Below are 23196 nucleotides of genomic sequence, written 5' to 3'. Positions count from 1 at the left end.
CCGGCCCCGCGTGGTTCCGGCGGCTCCGGCCCCGAAACGGGGAGGCCGCCCCCGCCTCCGCCCGGGCGCGGCCGATGCGATTGTTGCAGATTTGTCCACGGCGCGAACCAACGCCCGGACGGCTCGCGCGCTGGCATACCGGTTGCTGCGGGGCACTCCCGACGGGCAAGCAAGCCTCCGGGGGACGACATGACCATCACGAAGTTCGCTCTGCCCATGGCGGCCGTGGCCCTGTGCCTCTCCGCCCTCGCGCCGGCCGCCGGTGCCGATCTGAAGGCCGAGAAGGCTCCGGTGGCGCCCGCCGAGGTCCCCTCCGCGTTCTTCCTGTTCTCCGACACGCAGGTGAGCTACCGCTACCAGTTCCCGGCGGCCAGCCCGGGCAGCCAGGTCCAGCGGGCCGATGGCAGCTTCCGCAACCAGGACGCGCCCAAGCACATCCTCAACATCTCCCACGCCGATGCCTGGGAGTACGGCACGAACTTCTTCTCCCTCGACATCCTGAAGTCGGGCGCCCAGTTCCCGGCCGGCAGAACCGACGGCTTCGGGGTGCCGACCTTCTACGATTACGGGAACACCGAGGCCTACGGCCTCTATCGCGGCACGCTGAGCCTGAACGCTCTCACCGGCACCAAGGCCTTCGTGGTGCCCGGGATCGTCAAGGACGTGTCCCTCGCCTTCGGCTTCGACGCCAACGCGCAGAACGACGCCTTCGGCTCGAAGAAGCGCGACGTGGTGGGGGGCTTGAACTTCGCCTTCGACGTGCCGGCGGGATTCCTCAACGCCTCGGTGCACGCCTACAAGGAGTGGAACCGCAACGGATTCAACGTGGCGCCCAACCGCGACGTCAGCTTCGACGTCGTGCCGGAGTTCGAGATCGTCTACAACTTTCCGCTGACCTTCACGGGCCTGCCCCTGAGCATCGCGGGCTTCAACAACATCGTCCTGCCCAAGGGACGGGGCGTGAGCGATCCGGGGGCGTTCGCCTTCAATCCGAAGACGGGCCTGGAGTTCCTGTCGCGCACCAACCTGGTTCTCGACGTGGGCAAGCTGATCTACGATCAGCCCAACCGGGTCGATGTGTTCGTCGGGTTCCAGTACTGGCACAACAAGTTCGGCAACATCGAGCGCTTCAACTTCAAGGGTACCGAGGAGAAGAGCTTCCTGGCCGGTGTCGCCTTCCACGTGCTGTAGGAGGGGGCCTCGCATCGACCGATCCTCGCTCGCCATGCAGGATGTCCGCGCCGGCGCGCGCGGACCTTGAGGAGAAGACGGACAGAATGGTCGAAGCCAGCCCATCGAAGCGTCTCTGGATCCGCAACCCTCTGGCGATCCTGGCCCAGGATTCCGGCGGCGGAATCGTCGTCGAGGGCACCCGCATCGTCGAGCGGGTGCGGGCGGGCGCGGCGCCCGCCGCCCCGGTGGACGAGACCTTCGACGCCGCGCGCCACGTGGTCATCCCGGGCCTCGTCAACACCCACCACCACTTCTTCCAGACGCTGACCCGCGCCCATCCGGTGGCGATCAACAAGCCCCTCTTCCCCTGGCTGAAGGCGCTCTACACCGTCTGGGACCGGATCACCCCGGAGGCGTTCCGGCTGGCGACGCGGCTGGCCTACACCGAGCTCCTGCTCTCCGGCTGCACCACGGCGGGCGACCACCACTACCTCTTCCCCAAGGGGCTCGAATCCTCCGTCGACATCCAGGTCGAGGAGGCCGGGCCGCTCGGCATCCGCGCCTTCGTCACCCGCGGCTCCATGAGCCTGTCCGAGCGCGACGGCGGCCTGCCCCCCGAATGCCTGACGCAGGACGACGACACCATCCTGGCCGACAGCGAGCGGGTCCTGCGCCTGTTCCACGACCCGAAGCCCGGCGCGATGGTGCAGATCGGGCTGGCCCCCTGCTCGCCCTTCAACGTCACGAAGCGTCTGATGCGCGAGAGCGCGGCGCTGGCGGACGCCCACGATTGCCGCCTGCACACCCATCTCGGCGAGACGCTCGACGAGGACCGCTACTGCGTCGAGATGTTCGGCCAGCGCCCGGTGGACTACCTGGAGGAGGTGGGTTGGATGGGGCCGCGCACCTGGCTCGCCCACGGCATCCACTTCGACGATGCCGAGGTGGGGCGCCTCGGGGCGGCCGGCGTCGGCGTGTGCCACTGCCCGACCTCGAACATGACCCTGGCCTCGGGCCAGTGCCGGACCTGCGAGCTGGAGGCGGCCGGTTCCCCCGTCGGCCTCGGGGTCGACGGCTCGGCCTCCAACGACAGTTCGAACCTGATGGAGGGCGTGCGCCACGCCCTGATGATCAACCGCCTGACCTACGGGGCCGAGGCCGTGACCCATCTCGACGCCCTGCGCTGGGCGACGGAGGGCTCCGCCGCCTGCCTCGGGCGCAGCGACATCGGCCGGATCGCGGAGGGCCGCGAGGCGGACCTCGCGCTGTTCACCCTCGACGAACTGCGCTTCTCCGGCGCGCACGATCCCCTGGCCGCCCTGGTGCTCTGCGGCGCCCACCGGGCGGACCGGGTGATGGTGGCGGGCGCCTGGCGCGTGGTCGACGGCCAGCCCCTGGGAATCGAGACCGGGCAATTGCGCGAGGCCCATACCCGCCTCGCCCGCACGCTGTTCGGGACGCTCTAGGGTGGTGCCCGTCGCGCCCCCGGGACGGACGGAGGGGCCGACGCCCCTGTTCGGCGCCTACGGCATCGTCAAGCGCTTCGGCGACTTCACGGCCAATGACGGGGTCGATCTCGAGATCCGTGCGGGCGAGATCCACGCCCTTCTGGGCGAGAACGGGGCCGGCAAGTCGACCCTGATGAAGATCCTGTACGGGCTCCTGGAGCCCACCGAGGGGGTGGTCACCCATCGCGGCGACGTGGTGCGTCTGGCCAACCCGGAGGCGGCCCGGGCGCTCGGCATCGGCATGGTGTTCCAGCACTTCTCCCTGTGCGAGAATCTCACCGTCGCCGAGAACATCGCCCTGGTGATGCCCCCGACCCCGAGCGGAGGGACCCTGAAGGCCCGCATCGGCGCGGTCGGCGCCACCTACGGCCTGCATCTCGATCCCGACCGTCCGGTCTGGTCGCTCTCGGCCGGCGAGCGCCAGCGCATCGAGATCATCCGCTGCCTGCTGCAGGACCCCAAGCTCCTGATCCTCGACGAGCCGACCTCGGTGCTGACGCCGGGCGAGGCGGAGCTGCTGTTCACCGTGCTGGAGCGCCTGCGGGACGAGGGCCGGGCGCTCCTCTACATCTCGCACCGGCTCGACGAGGTGCGCCGGCTCTGCGCGCGCGCCACCATCCTGCGCGGCGGCCGGGTGGTGGGCACCTGCGATCCGCGCGCCGAGACCGCCCGCTCGATGGCCGCCCTGATGGTGGGCGCGCAGGTGGGCGAGGTGAAGCCGCCCTCGGGGATGCCGGCCGGGCCCGAGCGCCTTATCCTGTCCGGGCTCACCCTCGCCGCCCCGGGCCTGCACGGCACCGCTCTCGACGGCGTCTCGCTCACCGTGCGCGGCGGCGAGATCGTGGGCATCGCGGGCATCGCCGGGAACGGCCAGGCCGAACTGTTCGATGCGCTCTCGGGCGAGGCCCTGGCGCCCGAGCCCGGGATGGTGCGGTTCGACGGCGTCGCGTCCGGGCGCCTCGGCATCACGGCCCGGCGGCGGGGCGGAGCCGGATTCGTGCCGGAGGAACGCAACGGCCACGGCGCGGCCCCGACCCTGAGCCTGTCCGACAACGCCATCCTGTCGCGCCACGCGACGGCCGGCTTGAGCCGCTTCGGATTCCTGCGCCGCGCCGCCGCGAAGGCCCTAGCCCAGGCCGTGATCGGCGCCTTCGACGTGCGCAAGGCCGGACCCGACCCCGCCGCCGGCACCCTGTCGGGCGGCAACCTGCAGAAGTACCTGATGGGCCGCGAGATCCTGGCCGAGCCCGGCATCCTCGTGGTCAACCAGCCGACCTGGGGGGTCGATGCGCTGGCCGCCGCCCATATCCGGCAGGCGCTCCTCGATCTGGCCGGGCGCGGCGCCGCCGTCCTGGTGATCAGCCAGGACCTCGACGAATTGTTCGAGATCGCCGGGCGCATCGCCGTGCTGCACGACGGCGCCCTGTCGCCGGCCGTGCCGGCCGCCGAGACCACCCGCGAGACCCTGGGCCTGCTCATGGGCGGGGGGGAGCCGGTGCCCCCGGCCCCGCCGCCGGCGGCGGTCACCCCGGACCTCGCCCGGGAGCCGACCCATGCGCATTGACCTGACGCCGCGCACCGACCGCTCGGCCCTGATGGACGCGCTCTCGCCCGTCCTGGCCTTCGCCGCCGCCCTGGTGGTCGGGGGCCTCGTGGTCGCCGCCATGGGCCGCTCCCCGGCCGCCGCCTTCGTCACCTACTTCGTGGCCCCCTTGAGCGAAGTCTGGTCCCTGCAGGAGGTGGCCCTGAAGGCGGCGCCCCTCGCCCTCATCGCCACCGGCCTCGCCTTCTGCTTTCGCGCCAACATCTGGAACATCGGCGCCGAGGGCCAGTTCGTGGTCGGCGGCCTGTTCGGCGGCTGGATCGGCGTCGCCACCCACGGGGCTGCCGGCAACACCCTCTGGGTGCTGCCCCTGATGCTCGTCGTCGGCACGGTGGCCGGCATGCTCTACGGGCTGATCCCGGCCCTGCTCAAGGTCCGCCTCGGGGTCTCCGAGATCCTGACCAGCCTGATGCTGGTCTACGTCGCCGAACTGCTCCTCGACTACATGGCGCGCGGTCCCCTGCGCGATCCGGCCGGCTTCAACTTCCCCCAGAGCGTCACCTTCGATGACGCCGCCCGCCTGCCCTACCTGATGGAGGGCGACACGCTGCATGCCGGCGTGGCGATCGCCCTCGCCGCCATCGTCGTCGCCACCCTGGTGCTCGCCCGCACCCTGTTCGGCTTCTCCGTGCGGGTGGTGGGCGCCAGCCCCCGCGCGGCGCGCTTCGCCGGCTTCAGCGACGCCCGCCTGACGCTCGCGGTCTTCGCGGTTTCCGGGGGCGCGGCGGGGCTCGCCGGGATCGCCGAGGTGGCGGGCAAGATCGGCCAGCTCCAGCCCTCGATCTCGCCGGGCTACGGCTTCACCGCCATCATCGTGGCCTTCCTCGGCCGGCTCTCCCCGGTGGGAATCCTGGTGGCGGCCCTCGTCATCGCGCTGACCACCATCGGCGGCGAGGGCGCGCAGATCGACCTGAAGCTGCCCCTCGACCTGACCCGGGCCTTCCAGGGCCTTCTGCTCGCCCTGGTGCTCGGGGCCGACGCCCTGTCGCGCTATCGGGTCCGCCTCGTGCCGGGAGCCGCCGCGTGAGCCTCGACATCGTCCAGATGGTGCTCGTCACCATCGTCGCCGCCGCCACGCCGCTGATGATCGCGGCGCTCGGCGAACTCGTCGCCGAGCGCGCGGGCGTGCTCAACCTCGGCGTCGAGGGCATGATGGTGCTGGGCGCGGCCACCGGCTTCGCGGTGGCGGTGGAGACCGGCTCGACGCTGGTGGGCGCCGCCGCCGGCGCCGGGGCGGGCCTCGCCCTCTCGGCCCTGTTCGGCATCCTCACGGTGGTGCTCAGCGCCAACCAGGTCGCCTCCGGCCTCGCCATGACGATCCTCGGTCTCGGGCTCTCGGGCCTCGTCGGCGCCTCCTATGTGGGCCTGAAGCGCGAGCCGGCGCCGCATCTCCGGATTCCCGGCCTCACCGACCTGCCCGGCATCGGCCGCCTGCTCTTCGGGCAGGACGGCTTCGTCTACCTCGCCTTCGCGCTGGTGGCGGGCGTGGGGTGGTTCCTGTGGCGGACCCGCGCCGGACTGATCCTCCGGGCCATCGGCGACGACCACACCGCCACCCATGCCCTCGGGCTCAAGGTCCGCAAGGTGCGCTTCCTCGCCGTGCTGTTCGGGGGCGCCTGCGCGGGTCTCGCAGGGGCCTACCTGTCCCTGGCCTACACGCCGTTCTGGGCGCCCGCCATGACGGCCGGGCGCGGCTGGATCGCCCTCGCCCTCGTGGTCTTCGCCTCCTGGCGCCCCCTGCGGGTGCTGGCCGGCGCGATGCTCTTCGGCGGCGCCACCGTGCTCCAGCTCCATGCCCAGGCCGCCGGCCTCGGCCTGCCGGGACAGGCGCTCTCCGCCCTGCCCTACCTGGCCACCATCCTGGCCCTGGTCTTGCTCTCCCTCGGCAGGCGGCAGGGCGGCTCCCTCGCCCCGGCGGCCCTCGGCCGGGTCTTCACCCCGCACCGCTAGGCGTGCGTCACACCTCGAAGGACATCGGATCGATGCGGATTGTGCAGTGTGCCCTGTTGGCCGTTCTCGCCCTCGGGATCGGTGGAGCGCAGGCGCAGGAGAAGAAGCCCGGCGAGAAGCTGAAGGTCGGCTTCGTCTATGTCGGCCCGGTGGCCGATTACGGCTACTCGTTCCAGCACGACCAGAGCCGCAAGGCCCTGGCGGCGGCGCTCGGCGACCGGGTCGAGACCAGCTTCCTCGAGAACGTGCCCGAGGCCGACAGCGAGCGCTCGATCGAGAGTCTGGCCCGCTCCGGCCACGGCCTGATCTTCACGACCTCGTTCGGCTTCATGGAGCCGACCCTGAAGGTCGCCAAGAAATTCCCCAAGCTGAAGTTCGAGCACGCCACCGGCTACAAGCGCGCGGCGAACGTCTCGACCTACTCGGCCCGGTTCTACGAGGGCCGCTACATCTGCGGCGAGATCGCGGGACGGCTCTCGAAGACGGGCACGCTGGGCTACATCGCCTCGTTCCCGATCCCCGAGGTGGTGAGCGGCATCAACGCCTTCATGCTCGGCGCGCAGTCCGTGAACCCCAACATCAAGCTCAAGATCGTCTGGGTGAACACCTGGTTCGACCCGGGCAAGGAGGCCGAGGCCGCGAAGGCCCTGCTGGCCCAGGGCGCCGACATCCTGTCGCAGCACACCGATTCCGCCGCGCCGTTGCAGGAGGCGGAGAAGCAGGGCAAGCTCGCCTTCGGACAATCCTCCGACCAGATGCGCTTCGCCCCGGAGGCCCAGCTGACCTCCATCGTCGACGACTGGGACGGCTACGTCATCCAGGAGGCCAAGGCCGTCCTCGACGGCACCTGGAAGAGCCACGACACCTGGGGCGGCATCAAGGACGGCATGGTCGTGCTGGCGCCCTTCGCCAACATGCCCGACGACGTGAAGGCCAAGGCCGAGGCCAGCAAGAAGGCGATCGCGGACGGCACGCTGCACCCGTTCCACGGCCCCGTGGTCAAGCAGGACGGCACCGAGGTGGTGAAGGCGGGCGAGAACGCGCCCGATCCGATGATCCTGGGCATGAACTGGTACGTGAAGGGCATCGAAGACAAGCTGCCGCAATAGGCGGATCGAGAACCCTCCCCCCTGCGCGGGGCAGGGAGGTCGCGGAAGCGGACCGGGAGCGGGGGGACGTCTCCGGCCCCGGTGCTCCCCTCTTCCGCTCTGGGGAGAGGGATCCGCGTTCCACCATGAGAGGCCGCATGAGACACGCCATCCGCTTCCTCCTCGGCCACGAGGCGCGCACGATCGAGGCCTGCGACCCGACCCTGACCGTGCTCGACTGGCTGCGCGGGTCCGAGCGGCTGATCGGCACCAAGGAGGGCTGCAACGAGGGCGATTGCGGGGCCTGCACGGTGGTCGTGGTGCGTCCCGAAGGCCCGGTCGGCGCCGAGCGCCTGCGCTACCGCACCGTCGATGCCTGCATCACCTTCCTGGGCATGCTCGACGGCTGCCAGCTCCTGACCGTGGAACACCTGCGCGCGGCCGACGGGACCCTGCACCCCGTGCAGCGCCTGATGGTGGAGGAGCACGGCTCGCAATGCGGCTTCTGCACGCCGGGCTTCGTGATGTCGCTCTTCGCCCTGACCAAGGACCTGCCCGCGGCGGCCGGTGAGGTCTGGGTCTCGCCGAGCCCCATCGACGACGCGCTCGCCGGCAATCTCTGCCGCTGCACCGGCTATGCCCCCATCGTGCGCGCCGCCGAGCGGGCGCTGGCCGCTCCCGAGGCGGACGCCTTCGACGCCGCCCACGCCGACACCCTCGCCCGGCTGCTGGCCCTGCGCGACGACGAGACCGTGGCGGTCTCCGGGCCGAAGGGCCGCTTCCTGGCGCCCGCCACCACCCCCGCCCTCGTGGATCTCGTGGCCGAGCATCCGGAGGCGACGATCGTGGCCGGCGCCACCGATGTCGCCCTCTGGGTGACCAAGGGCCTGCGCGTGCTCGACCCGGTGATCTGGCTCGGGCGGGTGCGCGACCTCGCGACCATCGCGCGAACGCCGCAGGGCCTGCGCATCGGCGCGGGCGTGACCCTGGCGGCGGCCGGCGCGGCCCTCGCCGGACTGCACCCGGATCTCGGCGAGCTGTTCCGGCGCCACGGCGCGGCCCAGACCCGCAATGCCGGGACGCTCGGGGGCAACATCGCCAACGGCTCGCCCATCGGCGACGCGGCGCCCGCCCTGATCGCGCTGGGCGCCACGCTCCACCTCGCGAGCCGGAGCGGCACCCGCGACCTGCCGCTCGAAGACTTCTTCGTCGCCTATGGCCGGCAGGATCGGGCCGCCGGCGAGATCGTCACCGGCTTAACCGTCCCGGCGCTGCCGCGGGGCGCGCGCTTGGCGGTCTACAAGGTCTCGAAGCGCTTCGACGAGGACATCTCCGCCGTGCTCGGCGCCTTCCGCCTGACCCTCGACGGCGGCCTCGTCGCAGAAGCGCGCATCGCCTACGGGGGCATGGCGGGAACTCCGAAGCGGGCCGCGCAGGCCGAGGCCGCCCTGGTGGGCCACCCCCTCGACGCGGCCATGGTCCCGGCCTTCAAGGCGGCGCTGGCCCGGGACTTCACCCCGCTCACCGACATGCGGGCCTCGGCCGCCTACCGCCTCAGGGTCGCCGGCAACCTCATCGAGCGCCTGATCCACGAGGCCGCGCCGCGGGCGCCGGAGACCCGTCTGGCTCCCGTCGGAGCCCTGGCCCATGCCTGATCGCGCGCGCCCTGCCCCCAGGGCGGACGACCGGATCGCGGGCGGGGCCCACACGCCGCGCATCCACGACAGCGCGGCGCGCCACGTCAGCGGCTCGGCGGTCTATATCGACGACATGGCCGAGCCGGCCGGCCTGCTCCACGTCTGCCTGGGACTCAGCGAGCGCGCCCATGCCCGCCTCGCCTCGGTGGACCTTTCCCGGGTGCGCGCCGCGGAGGGCGTGGTGGCGGTGTTCACGGCCGCCGACGTGCCCGGCGTCAACGAGATCTCCTCCTCGCACCGGGACGACGAGCCGATGCTGGCCGACGACACGGTGTCCTATCTCGGCCAGCCGATCTTCGCGGTGGCGGCCCTGACCCGGGACGCCGCCCGCCGCGCCGCGCGCCTCGCCGTCATCGCCTACGAGGACCTCACCCCCATCCTGACCTACCGGCAGGCGCGGGCGGACGGAACGCTGGTCTGGCCGCCGATGACGCTGGCGCGCGGCGATTCCGACGCGGTCCTGGCGGAGGCGCCCGGCATCGTCCGGGGCCGCCTCGCCATCGGCGGCCAGGAGCATTTCTACCTCGAGGGCCAGATCGCGCTGGCGATCCCGGGCGAGGACGACGAGGTCACGGTCCACACCTCGACCCAGCACCCTTCCGAGGCCCAGGCCCTCGTCGCCAAGGTGCTCGGCACGGTGAATTCCGCCGTGACGGCGGAGGTCCGCCGGATGGGCGGCGGCTTCGGCGGCAAGGAGAGCCAGTCGAACCTGTTCGCCTGCGTCGCCGCGCTGGTCGCCAAGAAGACCGGCCGCGCCGCCAAGATCCGGCCCGACCGCGACGACGACATGGTCATCACCGGCAAGCGCCACGATTTCGAGGTGGACTACCTCGTGGGCCACGACGCGGACGGCAAGATCCTCGCCGTGGACATGCAGCTCGCCGCCCGCTGCGGCTGGGCCGCCGACCTGTCCGGGCCGGTCACCGACCGGGCGCTGTTCCACGCCGACAATTGCTACCACTACCCGGCGGTGCACCTGACCTCGCGGCCCTACCGCACGAACACCCAGTCCAACACCGCCTTCCGGGGCTTCGGCGGACCCCAGGGCATGGTGGCGGCCGAGCGGGTGATCGAGGAGGTGGCCTATGCCTGCGGCCTCGATCCGCTCGAGGTGCGCAAGCGCAATTTCTACGGCACCGAGACCGACAACGTCACGCCCTACCACCAGACGATCTCCGACAATTGCATCCGGGACCTGGTGGGCAAACTCGAAGCGGATTGCGACTATGCCGGCCGCCGCGCCGCCCTGCACGCGGCCAACGCGACGAGCCCGGCGATCAAGCGCGGCATCGCCCTGACGCCGGTGAAATTCGGCATCTCCTTCACCTCCACGGCCTACAATCAGGCCGGCGCCCTGGTGCACATCTACAACGACGGCTCGGTGGGCCTGAACCACGGCGGCACCGAGATGGGCCAGGGGCTCTACGTCAAGGTGGCGCAGGTGGTGGCCGAGGAATTCCAGATCGACGCGGACCGCGTGCGCATCACCGCGACCACGACGGGCAAGGTGCCCAACACCTCGGCCACCGCCGCCTCCTCGGGGGCCGACCTCAACGGCATGGCGGCCCGCGCCGCTGCCCAGACCCTGAAGGGGCGCCTCGTCGCCTTCGCGGCGGAAGCCTGGAGCGTGCAGCCCGAGACGGTGCTGTTCCTGCCCAACCGGGTCCGCGTGGGAAACCAGGAGATCGCCTGGGGCGAGCTGATCCACAAGGCCTACCTCGCCCGCATCCAGCTCTCCGCCACGGGCTTCTACAGGACGCCGACCATCCACTGGGACCGCGACGCCGGCCGGGGCCACCCGTTCTACTACTTCGCCTACGGCGCGGCCTGCGTGCAGGCGGCGGTGGACACCCTGACCGGCGAGTACCGGATCGAGCGGGCCGACATCCTCCACGATTGCGGCCGCTCCCTGAACCCGGCCGTGGACAAGGGCCAGATCGAGGGCGGCTTCATCCAGGGGCTCGGCTGGCTCACCACCGAGGAATTGTGGTGGGACGGCAAGGGCGCCCTACGCACCCACGCGCCCTCCACCTACAAGATCCCGGCCTGCGGCGACCGCCCGCGCATCTTCAACGTGGCGCTCTACGAGAACGAGAACCGCGAGGAGACGATCTACCGCTCGAAGGCGGTGGGCGAGCCGCCCCTGATGCTCGGCATCGCCGGCCTGCACGCCCTGTCGGACGCGGTGGCGAGCGTCGCCGGCCATCGGCACTGTCCCCGCCTCGACGCGCCGGCGACGCCCGAGCGCGTCCTCGACGCCGTCGACCGGATGCGGGCGCTGGCCGAACACGCCCCATCCGCGCAGCCGTGAGTTCCGGCCCCTCGGAGACTTTGTCGGAGGTTCTGGCGACCGCCCTCGCGCTGGGCGAGCCGGCGGCCCTCCTCTCCCTCTCGGAGGCGCTGGGCTCGACGCCCCGGGAGGCCGGCACCGCCATGCTGGTGATGCCGGACCGCGTCGCCGGCACCATCGGGGGCGGTACCTACGAGTGGGCGGGCATCGCCCGCGCCCGGGAACTCCTGGCAGCGCACGCGGTCGAGGCCTCCCTGCGCATGCCGCTGGGGCCCGAGACCGGTCAGTGCTGCGGCGGGCACGTGACCCTGGCGATCCGCCGGGCCGATGCCGAGACGCTCGCCGCCTTGCAGGCCGGGGAGGCCGAGGGCGCGGCGCAGGCGCCCCTGGTGACGATCTACGGCGCCGGCCATGTCGGCCGCGCCCTGGCTCTGGCCCTCGACCCGCTGCCGTTCCGCACGCGGATCGTCGACGAGCGCCCCGAGGAGATCGCGCGGGTCTCGGGAACGCGCGTCGCGCGCATCGTCGGCTCCGCCAGCGCCGCGGCGGAATCGGCGCCCCCGGGGGCCGCCCATGTGGTGGTGACCCACAGCCACACCCTCGACAGCCTGATCTGCGCCAGCCTGCTGGAGGCGAACACCTTCGCGTATCTCGGCCTGATCGGGTCCGCCACGAAGCGGGCGACGTTCCTCTCGGCCTTCCGGGCGATGGGCCTCGACGAAGCGGCGCTGGCCCGCCTCGTCTGCCCGATCGGGGGGCGCCAGGTGCGCGACAAGCGCCCCGCCGTGATCGCCGCCCTGGTGGCGGCCGAACTCATCGCCGCCTTCGCGGCCTGACTTCGCGGCCTGAGCGTCAGGGACGCGCGGGCGGGGCCTCGGTGCCGCGCGCGGGCATGTCCTCGGCCGGAACGCCGCCGGCCGGGGGCGGGACCGGGATCGCTTCGCCGCTGCGGATCGCCTCCGCCTCGTTGCGCGGGCCGGCCCGGCCCTCGGTTCCGCCCGGCGCGGTGGCGCCCTCCATGCCGGCCGGCGCGCCGACGCTCTGGGCCAGGACCGGGCCGGCAAGGCCGAGGGAGAGAACGAGAAGGCTGAGGACACGGGTCATGCGGTCTTGTCTCCGGAGGGCCGGCGGGTCGGGGACGATTCAGCGGTGGCGGCGGTGGGGCATCGTCCTGTGACGGGCCTTGTGGCGCTGGCGCAGGGCGGCCCGTCCGCGCAGGCCGCCCGGGGCGGTGACCCGGGGCTGGCCGCCCGGCGCGATCAGCGTGCCCTGGGCTCGGGCGGCCGGGGCGAGCGCCAGGAACCCGATCGCGAGGAGCGCGGCGGCGGCGCCGCGCCCGATCAGGCTCCGGACCGAAAACCAATGGATCAAGGCCCGTCCTCCCCGCGTCTCGCCCGACCGGCCGTCGATCAGGTTGCACGCAAAGAATATGCCGGAGCCGGCTGGAATCGCAGGGTTTTGCGGGATCGGCGTGACGCGGGCGATCTGGGAGCCGACGGCGCTCAACTGCCGCGGTAGGTCTGGTAGCTCCACGGACTCGCCACCAGCGGCACGTGGTAATGCCCCTCCGGATCGGCGACGCCGAAGCGCAGCGTCACGATGTCGAGGAAGGGCGGCTCGGGCAGATCCGGGCAGCTGGCGCGGAAGTGATCGCCGATGCGGAAGCGCAACTCGTAGGCGGCGATCGGCACCGGGCGGCCGCCGATCAGCGGCGCGTCGGTGCGCCCATCGGCATTGGTCACGGTGCGGGCCACCAGGGCGGTCTCGGTGTCGGTCACCCACTCGTGGAGTTCCACCGGGACGCCCGGCGCCGGCCGGCCCGCGACGGTGTCGAGGATGTGGGTGGAGATCCGGCCCGTGACGCGGGGTGCACCCGGCCCGCTCACCAGGGCGCAGAGGCGGAGGGCGGCGATGCGGAACACCTCGGACAGGGCGGTCCGGCGCTCCGCCTCCGGATCGGCGGCGAGGCGCGCCTGGAAGGTTCGCAGCAGCGAGGCGCGGCCGTGTCGCTTGATGCAGAGGATGAAGGGAAACCCGAAGGTCCGGCCATAAGCCGCGTTCAGGGCCGCGAACCGCTCGTACTCCGCCTCCGACAGCCGGTCGAGACCGGCGCCGGCCTGCTCCGCCAGGGAATCGGGCGCGATGGTCCCGGCGCGGGCGGCGCGTCCGGCGAGCTCCGGGTGGTTGGTGAGGAGCGCGTGGCGCGCCGCCTCGGGCGCCGCCTCCACCGCCCCCTGCATCGCGGCGAGCAGGGCCTCCACCGTGGGGAACGGCCGCTGCGCGGCGACGGCCTCGGCGACCCAGGGCGCGTGCTCGAACACCGCCCCGAGGGCGGCGACGACATCCCCGCGCGGGGCCTGGTTCAGGTCGTCGAGGGTCGGCATCGTGATCCTTCCTGCGCGGGGCCGGCGGCCGGGTGGGCATAGCAGGCAACGGGCCATCCGGGGCCGGCTTCCCGCCGCGCATGGATCGCCAGACGCGCGAAAATGTGGTCTGGGCGGCGATCATCCCGCCCGGCCGATGGGCGCCCGACAGGCAGCAAGACCAGCCATGATCCGCAAGACGCATCTCCCGCCCGACGCGACGCTGATCCAGGTCGCGGGCGACCTGGCCGAGCCCGAGGCGTACCTGCGCCGGCTCCTCGGGAACATGCGCTTCTGCCAGAAGCGGCACGGCGACGCCCTGGTGCGGATCGGGGTCACCGGCAAGGGCAGAGGATCGGGCAAGGGAGCGGGCCTCGCCCCGTCCTACCGCATCGACTACCGGGTCGACGGCGTCGAGACGGTCTTCAACGGCTTCGGCGGCAGCTCGCACAGCGCCTTCACCGAGACCAATGTCCGCGAGACGAACTGGAGCCGGGGATCCGCGACGATCCAGGAGGTCCAGCGCCTCTACGACGACCTGCGCAAGGAAGACCTGCGCAAGGGAGCGCCCCGCGCATCGGATCAGGGTTGAGCCTCCGCCGCGCGGACCGCGGCGACGAGACGCTCCGCGTCCTCCCGCAGGAGCAGCCGCTCCGCCACGAGGCCGTCCGCCGCACGGGCGAAGGCCGCCGTGCGGTCGCCCCGGTCCGGGTAGCGCTCGGCCAGTGAGCGGCGCGGGTCGCCCTTCGCCTCGCGCTCGGCCCGGGTCTCGGCCAGGGGCAGGCGGCTGCCCTCGCGGTCGCAGAGCTCGCCCGCCGGGAAGGGCTCGGCGTAGAGGTTCCACCCGGTCTGGGTCGCGAGCGGCGCGGCGACGTCGGGCAGGCGGATGCCGGCGATGTCGTGGCCGTCGGCATCGACCTTCGGCACCAGGGGCCGGTACTGCGGACCGCTCTCCGGATGGGGATCGACGGCGCTCGCGAAGCGGGCGATCGCGTTCGGGGCATCCGGCAGGCGCAGGCCCGGAATGTAGGGGAAGCCCGTCTCCGCGGCCGGCACCAGCGTCCCGTCGGCGAGATTCGGCACGCGGCTCGGCGGCGGTGCGACCCCGCGGGAGACCCATTCCTCCAGGGCGACCAGGAGGGCGCGCAGGGCCGGGGCCGGGCTGAGCGTGTTGCGCGGATGGAGGCACGGCCCGCGGCCCGCGTTCAGGCCGGCGCGCCCGTAGTGAAACCCGCTGGAGACGAGATAGGCCCGGGCGGTCTCCGGCAGGGCGGTGTCGCTTCGGCCCAGGGGATCGGTGGTGAGGAGCGAGGCCCCCTTCTGCCAGTACTCGGTGCTGGTGTTGACCTCCATCAGCAGCGGGTCGAACCCGTCCCCGCGCAGCAGCGAGCCGGTCCGGCCCGTCACCGGATCGTGCTGGGGAGCGGCCGAGAAGGGAAAGGCGTTCTCAGGGTAGAGGTGGTCCTCGTGCTGGGTGTTGGTGCGCGAGGGCTGGCCGAAACGGGCGTTCAGGTACACGCCGCCGATGCCGGAGATGTGCAGCAGCATCCCGTCGAAGACGCGCCGGCCGTCCTCGTCCTGGTTGAAGCCCTGATGCACGTAGTCCCGCAGGAAGCGCCCGCTCTGCGAGATGCCGAGCGCCACCGCGTGGCGGATCGCGCCGCCCGCCGGGTTCCCGGGCGAGGCCGGCCCGCGCAGATGGGCGACGACGTCCCGGGTGGCGGCGAACCCGATGCCGAGCACCTTCGGGTTCGCCGCCGGGTAGGTCAGGGTGTAGAGCGTGCCGGGCTCCGGCTTGACGGCCGCGGGCAGGAGGCGGAGTTCCCCGGGCCCGGCGAAGGTCCAGGCGCCGTCCGGGACGGGGCGCGGCGTGTCCGCCTCCCGGCGGCGAACGGTGAGGCGGGCGCCCGCCCTGTCGGTGTTCGCCGCCTTGAAGGTCAGGAAGAACGGCGCCTCGGGCGGCCCCCGGGTGGCGCTCACGAGCTCGTCGCGCACGGTCTCCACGATGGGCGCCCCGCCCTGGGTCGCCACCGGCACGTCGATCGCCATGCCGCCCTGCTGGCGCAGGGCCTCCGCCTCCCAGCCCGACCAGACCACGGTGTCGCCCCGGCGCAGGACCAGGGCGGTGCCCGCATCCTGGGCGGTGCGCGGATCGTTCACTGCCTGGGCCGCCTGCGGCGGCGCGTCGAGGACCCAGTTGAAGAGGAACTTCCGGCCGCGGTTGAGCACCTCGTAGAGCAGCGTGCCGCTGGCGCGGGCCGGATCCTTCGGCCGGAGCATGAAGAAATCGGTGCTGTATTCCACGAGCCCGCGCGCGTTCCGGGGCGCCCGTACGAGGTCGACGATGCCGGCGTTGCGCGGGTCGGCCGGGTCGAGCTCCCCGCGCGCGACGCCGATCACCCGCTCGTAGGCGCCGGCCTCGCCGAAGCTCTGGCCGTCGGCGAAGGGCTCGACGGTCCGGATCTCGAGGGCGGTGACCCGGGCGAGGGCCGGCTGGCCGAGGCCCGCGCAGAGGAGCGCTCCCGCGAGAGCGGTGATCCTGATCATGTCCCTGTCCTCGCCCGACCAGCGTCAAGCCGCGCTGTTGGGCCGGATCTTACACCGGAGCGCTGCGCGGTCGAGGGCGCCCGCGCCCCCGGAACGGCGGCCGGGGATGGCACGTGGCTTGCGGACTTCGGGAGCGGCAGCCCCACGGGGCTCGCGGGACGGGAGACCGACGCGTGGATCACGGCTCTGCTCAGACCATCCCGGCCGCGCCGGCCGCCCGGGTGCCGCCGGTGGCCATGGGCCTGCTCGGCCTCCAGCACGTCCTGGTGATGTATGCCGGGGCCGTCGCGGTGCCGCTCATCGTCGGGCGCGCCCTCAAGCTGCCGCCCGAGCAGGTGGCGATGCTGGTCAGCGCCGACCTGTTCGCCTGCGGCCTCGCCACCCTGATCCAGAGCTGGGGCCTGCCCGGCATCGGCATCCGCATGCCGGTGATGATGGGCGTGACCTTCGCGGCGGTGACGCCCATGATCGCCATGGGCACCAACCCCGCCCTCGGGCTCGCCGGCATCTACGGCGCGGTCATCGTCGCGGGCCTGTTCGCCCTCCTCGCCGCGCCCCTGGTGGGACGCCTTCTGCCCCTGTTCCCGCCGGTGGTGACCGGCACCGTCATCCTGGTCATCGGCATATCGCTGATGCGGGTCGGGGTGAACTGGGCCGCGGGCGGGGTCGGCAACCCGCGCTACGGGGCCCTGCTCTATCTCGGCCTCGCGCTGTTCGTCCTCCTCGTCATCCTGGCCCTGACCCGGTACGCCCGCGGCTTCGTCGCCTCGGCCTCGGTGCTCATCGGCATCGTGGTCGGCATGGCGGCGGCGGGCGCCTTCGGCCTCGTCGACCTGTCGCGGGTGGCGGCCGCGCCGTGGTTCGACCTCGTGCACCCCCTCGCCTTCGGGATGCCGAAGTTCGACCTGGTGGCCAGCCTCACCCTCTGCCTCGTCATGGTGGTGGTGATGATCGAATCGACCGGCATGTTCCTGGCGCTCGCCGAGATCACCGGCGAGACCGTGGACGAGAAGCGCCTGATCCGCGGCCTGCGGGCCGACGGCCTCGGCACGATGCTGGGCGGAGTGTTCAACACCTTCCCGTACACCTCGTTCTCGCAGAACATCGGCCTCGTCGGCATCACCGGCGTGCGCTCGCGCTGGGTCACGGTGATCGGCGGCGTCGTGATGCTGGTCCTCGGCCTGATCCCGAAGCTCGCCGCCCTGGTGGAGGCGGTGCCGCAATGCGTCCTCGGCGGGGCCGGGCTCGTCATGTTCGGCATGGTGGCGGCCACGGGCACGCGCATCCTCGGTGCGGTGGATTTCGCCGGCAACCGCAACAACCTGTTCGTGGTCGCGGTGTCGGTGGGCTTCGGGCTCATCCCCCTGGTGGCGCCCGCCTTCTTCAAGCAAATGCCCGACGTGCTGCATCCGCTGCTGGAATCCGGCATCCTGCTGGCCGCCCTGTCGGCGGTGACCCTGAACCTGTTCTTCAACGGGCTCGGCAGCCGGGCCAGCGCCCGGGCCGAGGCGGCCCGCCTCGCCCACGCCGCCGAGGCGTGAGATCCTCGCATCCCATCACCGGAGGAGACCCATCATGGCGCTGACGAAGGCACGCTACGGCAAGGGCCGCGTGCGGGTGCTCCGGCTCGCCCGGGCGAGCACGCGCCACGCGGTGCGCGAGCTCGCCCTCACGGTGCTGCTGGAGGGCGATTTCGGGGCGGCCTGGACGGCGGCGGACAACCGCCAGGTGATCGCCACCGACAGTATCAAGAACATCGTCAACATCACGGCGGCCCAGTACGTCGAGGCCGAGACCGAAGCCTTCGTCGGACACGTCGCCGCCCTGTTCCTGGAGCGCTACCCGCAGGTCGCCGCCGTCACCATTGAGGCTCTGGAGACGCGCTGGCTGCGCCGGGCGGTCGACGGCGCGCCGCATCCCCACACCTTCACCCTCGACGGCAACGGCCAGCCCTTCGTCCGGCTGGTGGCCGACCGGGACGGGTCGGTGCTGCAATCGGGCCTGCGCGGCTACACCCTGATGAAGACCACCGAATCCGGCTGGTCCGACTTCGTCGACGACGCCTTCCGCACCCTGCCGGACACCGACGACCGCATCTGCGCCACCAGCATGGACGCGACCTGGACCTGGACCGCGCCGCCGGACGATCCGGTGGCGGCCAACGCGGCCATCCTCGACACGCTGATCACGGTCTTCGCCACCACCTACAGCGCCGGCGTCCAGGACAGCATGTACCGGATGGGCGAGGCGGTGCTGGCGGCCCGCCCCGACATCGCCGAGCTCCAGTTCGCGATGCCCAACAAGCACTACATCCCGATGAACCTCGCGCCCTTCGGCATCGCCCATGGCGGACAGGTCTTCCTGCCCACCGACGAGCCCCACGGCCAGATCGAGGCCACCATCGGCCGCGCCGGCTGACGGCCGGCCGTCCGGGGACGAGGCGAAGCGCCCGATTCCGGTCTGCCTGTGCGCGTTTCTCGGGCCGCGTGAGGGCGGACGCGTGTGCCGTGCCGCACCTGCCGCTCCAAGATCATGCCAACGCGCCGCGAAGGCTGCGGGAATAAGAGGCATTCGCGCAAGGGCTTGATCGAACGCGAGAAATTATAGGACGACAGATCTGGGCCTCGCGACTGGCCGGGCTATTGCCGGCGTAACCACGCTTCATTGCACAGTCGGCAAGCATTCTCTGTTGTTTCATGCGGCGGACATGCACAAATTCTAGGAACTCGGCGGGTGCGCCTCGCGTCTCCACGGCACCCGTTCAATCCAGGATGACCGCCATGATCCATCGCCGTCTCACCGCCGCCCTCGCCGTCGCCCTGGGCCTGTCCGCCTCGGGGGCCCTCGCCCAGAGCTACAATGCCCCCGCCGGCATCCCCGCCGCCGTGGCGCCGGGTGGCCTCGAAGGGCAGGCTGGCGCCCGCAATGTCCACGAACTGCGCGACGGCCGCGCCCGGGCCGCCGTTTCCCAGGGCTACCAGGACGAGATCAGCACCGGTTCGGTCCGCGCCCGCCGCGGCGACCGCTGGTAGGCCTCGCCTCGGCGCGGCCGGACCGCTGCGGCGGACCGGCCCTCAGGCGGCGGCCTCCCGCGGGGCCGCCGCGCCGAGCGGCACCGTGTGATAGCCCCGGTCGGCGTAGACGAGCCCGTGCCCGTCGCCCGGCTCGGCGAGGCCCACGACCTCGCAGTAGAGCACGTCGTGGGTGCCCACCGGGTGACGGCCGACGATGCGGCAATCGAACGCCGTCAGCGCGCCGAGAAGGGCCGGCGCGCCGGTGATCAGGGTGGTCCAGGTGCCGGCCTCGAAGCGCGCCGCCATTGGGGTCCGCCCGCCGAAAGCGGCGGCGACCCCGGCCTGGTCGTGCGCCAGGGTGTTCACGCAGAGGCCTTCGTTGGCGCTGACCGCCGCGTAGGCGGAGGACGACCGGTTGATGCAGACCAGCAGCGTCGGCGGCCCGTCGCTCACGCTGCACACCGACGAGGCCGTGAAGCCGGCCCGGCCCCCCGCGCCGTCGGTGGTGACGAGGTGGACCGCGCTGGCCACGCGCGCCATGGCGCCGCGGAAGGCGCCGGGCGCGACGGCACAGGCGTCGGCCTCGACGGATGTGGGCGCCGCCTCGCTCGGCCTCGTCTGGCTCACGGTGATCACTCCTGTCGGTCGAGGAACGCCACGAGCGTCCGGTTGAAGGCATCGGCGCGGGTGACGCTGTGTGCGTGGCCGCCGCTGGGGACCCGGTCGAGGTGCGCGTTCGGCAGGCCGCGCGCAAGGTCCTCCGAGCACAGATAGGGCACCAGGACGTCGTCATCCGCTGCCATCACCAGGGTCTCGTGCCCGATCGCCTCGAGATCCGCCGTCAGGTCGAAGGCCTCGAGGGCGGCGATCCGGGCGAGCACGGTCTCGCGGCCGGGGAAATGCGCCAGGGCATGCGCCTCGTCCTCCGCCACGCGGGCCGCGTTCTGCGAGAGCCACGGCGCCGGGTAGAGGAAGATCGCCTGGGCGCGGACATACGCCTCCGGGCTCTCGGCCAGCAGCACCTTGCGGGCGGCAAAGCAGCGCTTCGTCGCGGAATCCGCCCTCGCCCAGCCGTTGACCACCGCGAGGCGGCCGACGCGCTCCGGATGGGTGCGGGCGAGTTCGAGGCCGATCAGCCCGCCGAGGGCGTGCCCGACGACGTCGCAGCGGGCGACGCCGCAGGCCTCCATCACCGCGAGGGCGTCGCGGGCCATGGCGGCGATGTCGTGTCCGGGTTCGAGGGGGCCGCCGGAGCGGCCGGTGCCGCGATGGTCGTAGGTGACGACGCGGAACCGCTCGGTCAGCGCCGCCATCTGCGGCGCGAAGTAGGCGGCCGAGCCGCCGAGGCCCGGCGACAGCAGCACCGTGCGGTCGCCGGTACCGTGCACGGCATGGTGGATCGCGCTGCCCATCGCGAAGCCTCAGGCCCCGCCCACATGCGCCACGGAGGCGATCTCCACCAGGGCGTCGGGCTTCACGAGCCCGCACTGGATGCAGTAGCGCGCCGGCTTCTCGCCGGGGAAGTACTCGGCATAGACCCCGTTGATGGCGGCGTAGTCGGCCCAGTCCTTGAGGAAGACGTGGTTGAAGGTGACGTCGTCCATGGTGCCGCCCGCGGCGGTGACCACGCCCTTGATCGTCTCCAGCACGTGCCGGGTCTGAGCGGCGGCGTCGCCCGCGTGGACGACGTTCGCGTCGGCATCGAGGGGCAGCGTGCCCGAGACGTAGAGCACGCCGTCCGCCAGGGTGCCGGGCACGTAGGGCGCCAGCGGCTTGCCGGTGCCGGGCGGGATGATCACGGTCTTGGGCATCGTCGGGGACTCCTGGAGGGCGACTCGATCGGCCCGGACATCGGCCGGGCTTGGCGGTGGCGGGACGCGCGACGGGGCACTCATGCCCCTTGCCGGCGCGCTGCTTCAGACGTTCTTCTCGGCCGTCCGGACGAACCCCGCCCGAGGGCCTGTCCTTCCCCCCGCAGAGGGGAGTGGGACACGCGCGGTCCGCCTCCACGCTCGGGAGCGGACAGGCCCCCGCGCGAGGACGGATCGACCGCCCTATTCCGCGGCCTCCGTCCGTCGAAGGTCCGGCCCGAGAGCCGCCTCGAAGGCGGCGACGTCCGAGACCCAGCCGAAGAAGGTCTCGATGTTGGAAAGCGCCCCCGCCTGCAGGGCCGGCGGACCGGCCTGATGGGTGGCGTCGGCCAGTACGATGCCGAAATATTCGAGGAAGAAGCCGTCGCGCAGGGTCGATTCCACGCAGACGTTGGTGGCGATGCCGGTGAAGACCAGGGTGCGGATGCCGGCCGCGCGCAGCAGGCTGTCGAGCTGGGTGTTGTAGAAGCCGCTGTAGCGCGGCTTGCCCAGCACGATGTCGCCGTGTTCGGGCTTGAGGGCATCCACCAGGGCGTAGTCCCAGGTGCCCTTGGCGAGGAGGCGTTCGTTCATGCCGGGCCGGGCCCGCATGGTCTTGAGGGCGTTGGACTTGTGCCAGTTCGGCGAGCCCGGTCCCCCGGCCTCGACGTAATCCGGGTCCCAGCCGTTCTGGAACCAGACGATCCGGATGCCGGCCGACCGCGCCGCCCGCACCGCGCGGGCGATCTGCTCGACCACCGGCCCGGTGCCGGAGACGTCGAAGCCGGCGAGATCGAGGTAGCCCCCCTTCGTGGTGTAGGCGTTCTGCATGTCGACGACGATGAGCGCGGTGGCGCTCGCGTCGAAGGCGATGGGCTCGGGCCGGGCCGCCAGGGTGAGGCTCCCCTGGCGCCCAGCCGCGTCGGTGTAGCCGGCGGGCTTGGCCACCGTCTCCATCACGCCACCTTCGCCATCGGCTCGGCGCTGGGCACTACGTGCGCGCGGCTCGTCATCAGGGGCTGGATGCGGGTGCCGTAGGCATCGAGGCCCTTCAGGAAGTCGTCGAACACCAGGAGCACGCCCTCGGTGCCGGGCACCGTCGCGACCGCGTCGAGCATGCGCGCCACCTCGGCGTAGGAGCCCACCAGCGTGCCCATGTTGATGTTCACGGCCGAGGTCGGGTCGGCCATCTGGCGCACGTTGGTATCGGCCCCCGACTTGGTGTCGGCCGCGCCCTGGACCCCGAGCCAGGCGATGGCCTCCTGGTCGGCTCCGGCCTTGTAGTGCTCCCAGGTGGCGCGGGCGGCCTCGTCGGTCTCGTCGGCGATGATCATGAACAGCACGTAGGAGGAGACGTCGCGGCCCGTGGCGGCTTTCGCCGCCTCCAGGCGCTCCACCGTGGGGGCGAAGGCCGTGGGGGTGTTCACGCCCTTGCCGAAGCAGAAGTTGTAGTCGGCGTATCGCGCCGTGAATTCCATGCCGGCCGCGGACTGGCCGGCGCAGATGATCTTCATGTCGGCCTGCGGGCGCGGGCTGAGGCGGCAATCCTCCATCTGGAAGAATTCGCCCTTGCGGTCGCAGACGCCGGTCTCCCACAGGTCGCGCAGCACCTGGGCGTATTCCGAGAGGTACGCGTACCGGCGTGAAAAGTACTCGTCCCCCGGCCAGAGGCCCATCTGCGAATATTCCGGCCGCTGCCAGCCGGTGACGAGGTTGAGGCCGAAGCGCCCGTTCGAGATCGAATCGATGGTGGCGGCCATCCGCGCCGTGATGGCGGGGGGCATGCACAGGGTGGCGGCCGTGGCGAACAGCTTGATCCGGCTGGTGACGGCCGCCAGCCCCGCCATCAGCGTGAAGGATTCGAGGTTGTGGTCCCAGAACTCGGTCTTGCCGCCGAAGCCCCGCAGCTTGATCATCGACAGCGCGAAGTCGAGGCCGTAGCCCTCGGCCTTGAGGACCACCTGCTTGTTCAGCTCGAAGCTCGGCTTGTACTGCAGCGCGTTCTCCGAGAGAAGCCAGCCGTTGTTTCCGATCGGGATGAAGACGCCGACATTCATGGCAACCTCGCTCGCACGGGCCTGGCCCGGATAAAGACAAGACTTTGAGAAAGCGT

The 23196-nt window shown here is 72.1% G+C and carries 22 protein-coding genes; 13 read left to right on the top strand and 9 right to left on the bottom strand.

Annotated features, from left to right (window positions below; all coding sequences use genetic code 11):
• The first annotated feature begins 216 nt into the window (after nucleotides 1–216).
• The 9 genes from AC0IWM_RS19060 to xdhC all read left to right on the top strand — a co-directional run bounded on the left by AC0IWM_RS19060 (nucleotide 217) and on the right by xdhC (nucleotide 12145).
• Complete coding sequence (locus AC0IWM_RS19060) at nucleotides 217–1191, top strand: hypothetical protein (RefSeq protein ID WP_471757549.1); 975 nt, start codon at nucleotides 217–219, stop codon at nucleotides 1189–1191.
• 86 nt (nucleotides 1192–1277) lie between these two features.
• The gene (locus AC0IWM_RS19055) at nucleotides 1278–2639 is read left to right on the top strand and encodes an 8-oxoguanine deaminase (protein ID WP_471757514.1); all 1362 of its coding nucleotides are present in this window, start codon (nucleotides 1278–1280) and stop codon (nucleotides 2637–2639) included.
• A 4-nt stretch (nucleotides 2640–2643) separates the two neighbouring features.
• Nucleotides 2644–4245, top strand: coding sequence for an ABC transporter ATP-binding protein (locus AC0IWM_RS19050; protein ID WP_471757512.1), 1602 nt, complete (start codon nucleotides 2644–2646; stop codon nucleotides 4243–4245).
• A complete protein-coding gene (locus AC0IWM_RS19045; RefSeq protein ID WP_471757510.1) occupies nucleotides 4235–5311 on the top strand; it encodes an ABC transporter permease in 1077 nt (358 codons plus the stop codon). Before AC0IWM_RS19050 ends, AC0IWM_RS19045 begins: the two co-directional genes overlap by 11 nt.
• The gene (locus AC0IWM_RS19040; RefSeq protein WP_471757508.1) at nucleotides 5308–6234 is read left to right on the top strand and encodes an ABC transporter permease; all 927 of its coding nucleotides are present in this window, start codon (nucleotides 5308–5310) and stop codon (nucleotides 6232–6234) included. Before AC0IWM_RS19045 ends, AC0IWM_RS19040 begins: the two co-directional genes overlap by 4 nt.
• Before the next feature lie 32 nt (nucleotides 6235–6266).
• Complete coding sequence (locus AC0IWM_RS19035) at nucleotides 6267–7343, top strand: BMP family ABC transporter substrate-binding protein (protein ID WP_471757506.1); 1077 nt, start codon at nucleotides 6267–6269, stop codon at nucleotides 7341–7343.
• Nucleotides 7344–7480: 137 nt separating this feature from the next.
• On the top strand, nucleotides 7481–8977 hold the full coding sequence (gene xdhA, locus AC0IWM_RS19030) for a xanthine dehydrogenase small subunit (protein ID WP_471757504.1): 1497 nt from the start codon (nucleotides 7481–7483) through the stop codon (nucleotides 8975–8977).
• The gene (gene xdhB / locus AC0IWM_RS19025; protein ID WP_471757502.1) at nucleotides 8970–11330 is read left to right on the top strand and encodes a xanthine dehydrogenase molybdopterin binding subunit; all 2361 of its coding nucleotides are present in this window, start codon (nucleotides 8970–8972) and stop codon (nucleotides 11328–11330) included. Before xdhA ends, xdhB begins: the two co-directional genes overlap by 8 nt.
• Before the next feature lie 20 nt (nucleotides 11331–11350).
• Nucleotides 11351–12145 (top strand): xanthine dehydrogenase accessory protein XdhC, encoded by a 795-nt coding sequence (xdhC, locus tag AC0IWM_RS19020; RefSeq protein ID WP_471757500.1) that lies wholly within the window; start codon nucleotides 11351–11353, stop codon nucleotides 12143–12145.
• A 16-nt stretch (nucleotides 12146–12161) separates the two neighbouring features.
• Here xdhC and AC0IWM_RS19015 read toward each other — a convergent pair whose 3' ends face one another.
• The 3 genes from AC0IWM_RS19015 to uraD form a co-directional block, all read right to left on the bottom strand.
• Complete coding sequence (locus AC0IWM_RS19015; RefSeq protein ID WP_471757498.1) at nucleotides 12162–12413, bottom strand: hypothetical protein; 252 nt, start codon at nucleotides 12411–12413, stop codon at nucleotides 12162–12164.
• Between the two features lie 39 nt (nucleotides 12414–12452).
• The gene (locus AC0IWM_RS19010; protein ID WP_471757496.1) at nucleotides 12453–12680 is read right to left on the bottom strand and encodes a hypothetical protein; all 228 of its coding nucleotides are present in this window, start codon (nucleotides 12678–12680) and stop codon (nucleotides 12453–12455) included.
• A gap of 131 nt (nucleotides 12681–12811) precedes the next feature.
• Nucleotides 12812–13693 (bottom strand): 2-oxo-4-hydroxy-4-carboxy-5-ureidoimidazoline decarboxylase, encoded by an 882-nt coding sequence (uraD, locus tag AC0IWM_RS19005; RefSeq protein ID WP_471757494.1) that lies wholly within the window; start codon nucleotides 13691–13693, stop codon nucleotides 12812–12814.
• A gap of 166 nt (nucleotides 13694–13859) precedes the next feature.
• On the opposite strand from uraD, the gene AC0IWM_RS19000 reads away from it, so the two are divergent.
• Nucleotides 13860–14264, top strand: coding sequence for a hypothetical protein (locus AC0IWM_RS19000; protein ID WP_471757492.1), 405 nt, complete (start codon nucleotides 13860–13862; stop codon nucleotides 14262–14264).
• On the opposite strand, the gene AC0IWM_RS18995 is transcribed toward AC0IWM_RS19000, so the two are convergent.
• Nucleotides 14255–16219, bottom strand: a complete 1965-nt coding sequence (locus AC0IWM_RS18995) for an alpha/beta hydrolase domain-containing protein (protein ID WP_471757490.1) — start codon at nucleotides 16217–16219, stop codon at nucleotides 14255–14257. The genes AC0IWM_RS19000 and AC0IWM_RS18995 overlap by 10 nt on opposite strands.
• Nucleotides 16220–16455: 236 nt before the next feature.
• Here AC0IWM_RS18995 and AC0IWM_RS18990 point away from each other — a divergent pair, with 236 nt between their 5' ends.
• The 3 genes from AC0IWM_RS18990 (at nucleotide 16456) to AC0IWM_RS18980 (ending at nucleotide 19251) form a co-directional block, all read left to right on the top strand.
• Nucleotides 16456–17760, top strand: a complete 1305-nt coding sequence (locus AC0IWM_RS18990) for a nucleobase:cation symporter-2 family protein (RefSeq protein WP_471757547.1) — start codon at nucleotides 16456–16458, stop codon at nucleotides 17758–17760.
• A gap of 34 nt (nucleotides 17761–17794) precedes the next feature.
• Nucleotides 17795–18637 carry a factor-independent urate hydroxylase gene (gene pucL, locus AC0IWM_RS18985; protein ID WP_471757488.1) on the top strand — a complete coding sequence of 281 codons (843 nt, stop codon included), beginning with the start codon at nucleotides 17795–17797 and terminating at the stop codon, nucleotides 18635–18637.
• A gap of 362 nt (nucleotides 18638–18999) precedes the next feature.
• Nucleotides 19000–19251, top strand: coding sequence for a hypothetical protein (locus tag AC0IWM_RS18980; RefSeq protein ID WP_471757486.1), 252 nt, complete (start codon nucleotides 19000–19002; stop codon nucleotides 19249–19251).
• 42 nt (nucleotides 19252–19293) lie between these two features.
• Here AC0IWM_RS18980 and AC0IWM_RS18975 read toward each other — a convergent pair whose 3' ends face one another.
• The 5 genes from AC0IWM_RS18975 to rutA form a co-directional block, all read right to left on the bottom strand.
• Nucleotides 19294–19773, bottom strand: coding sequence for a flavin reductase (locus AC0IWM_RS18975; RefSeq protein WP_056471228.1), 480 nt, complete (start codon nucleotides 19771–19773; stop codon nucleotides 19294–19296).
• A gap of 92 nt (nucleotides 19774–19865) precedes the next feature.
• On the bottom strand, nucleotides 19866–20645 hold the full coding sequence (gene rutD / locus AC0IWM_RS18970; protein ID WP_471757484.1) for a pyrimidine utilization protein D: 780 nt from the start codon (nucleotides 20643–20645) through the stop codon (nucleotides 19866–19868).
• 9 nt (nucleotides 20646–20654) lie between these two features.
• A complete protein-coding gene (gene rutC / locus AC0IWM_RS18965; RefSeq protein ID WP_471757482.1) occupies nucleotides 20655–21044 on the bottom strand; it encodes a pyrimidine utilization protein C in 390 nt (129 codons plus the stop codon).
• A gap of 243 nt (nucleotides 21045–21287) precedes the next feature.
• Nucleotides 21288–22040, bottom strand: a complete 753-nt coding sequence (rutB, locus tag AC0IWM_RS18960; protein WP_471757545.1) for a pyrimidine utilization protein B — start codon at nucleotides 22038–22040, stop codon at nucleotides 21288–21290.
• Complete coding sequence (gene rutA / locus AC0IWM_RS18955; RefSeq protein ID WP_471757480.1) at nucleotides 22040–23140, bottom strand: pyrimidine utilization protein A; 1101 nt, start codon at nucleotides 23138–23140, stop codon at nucleotides 22040–22042. Before rutA ends, rutB begins: the two co-directional genes overlap by 1 nt.
• Between the last annotated feature and the right edge of the window lie 56 nt (nucleotides 23141–23196).

This window comes from Methylobacterium sp. AC433, from assembly GCF_979253015.1.
The sequence above is the reverse complement of the archived record's forward strand: the minus strand, read 5'-3'. Positions and strand labels throughout refer to the sequence as shown.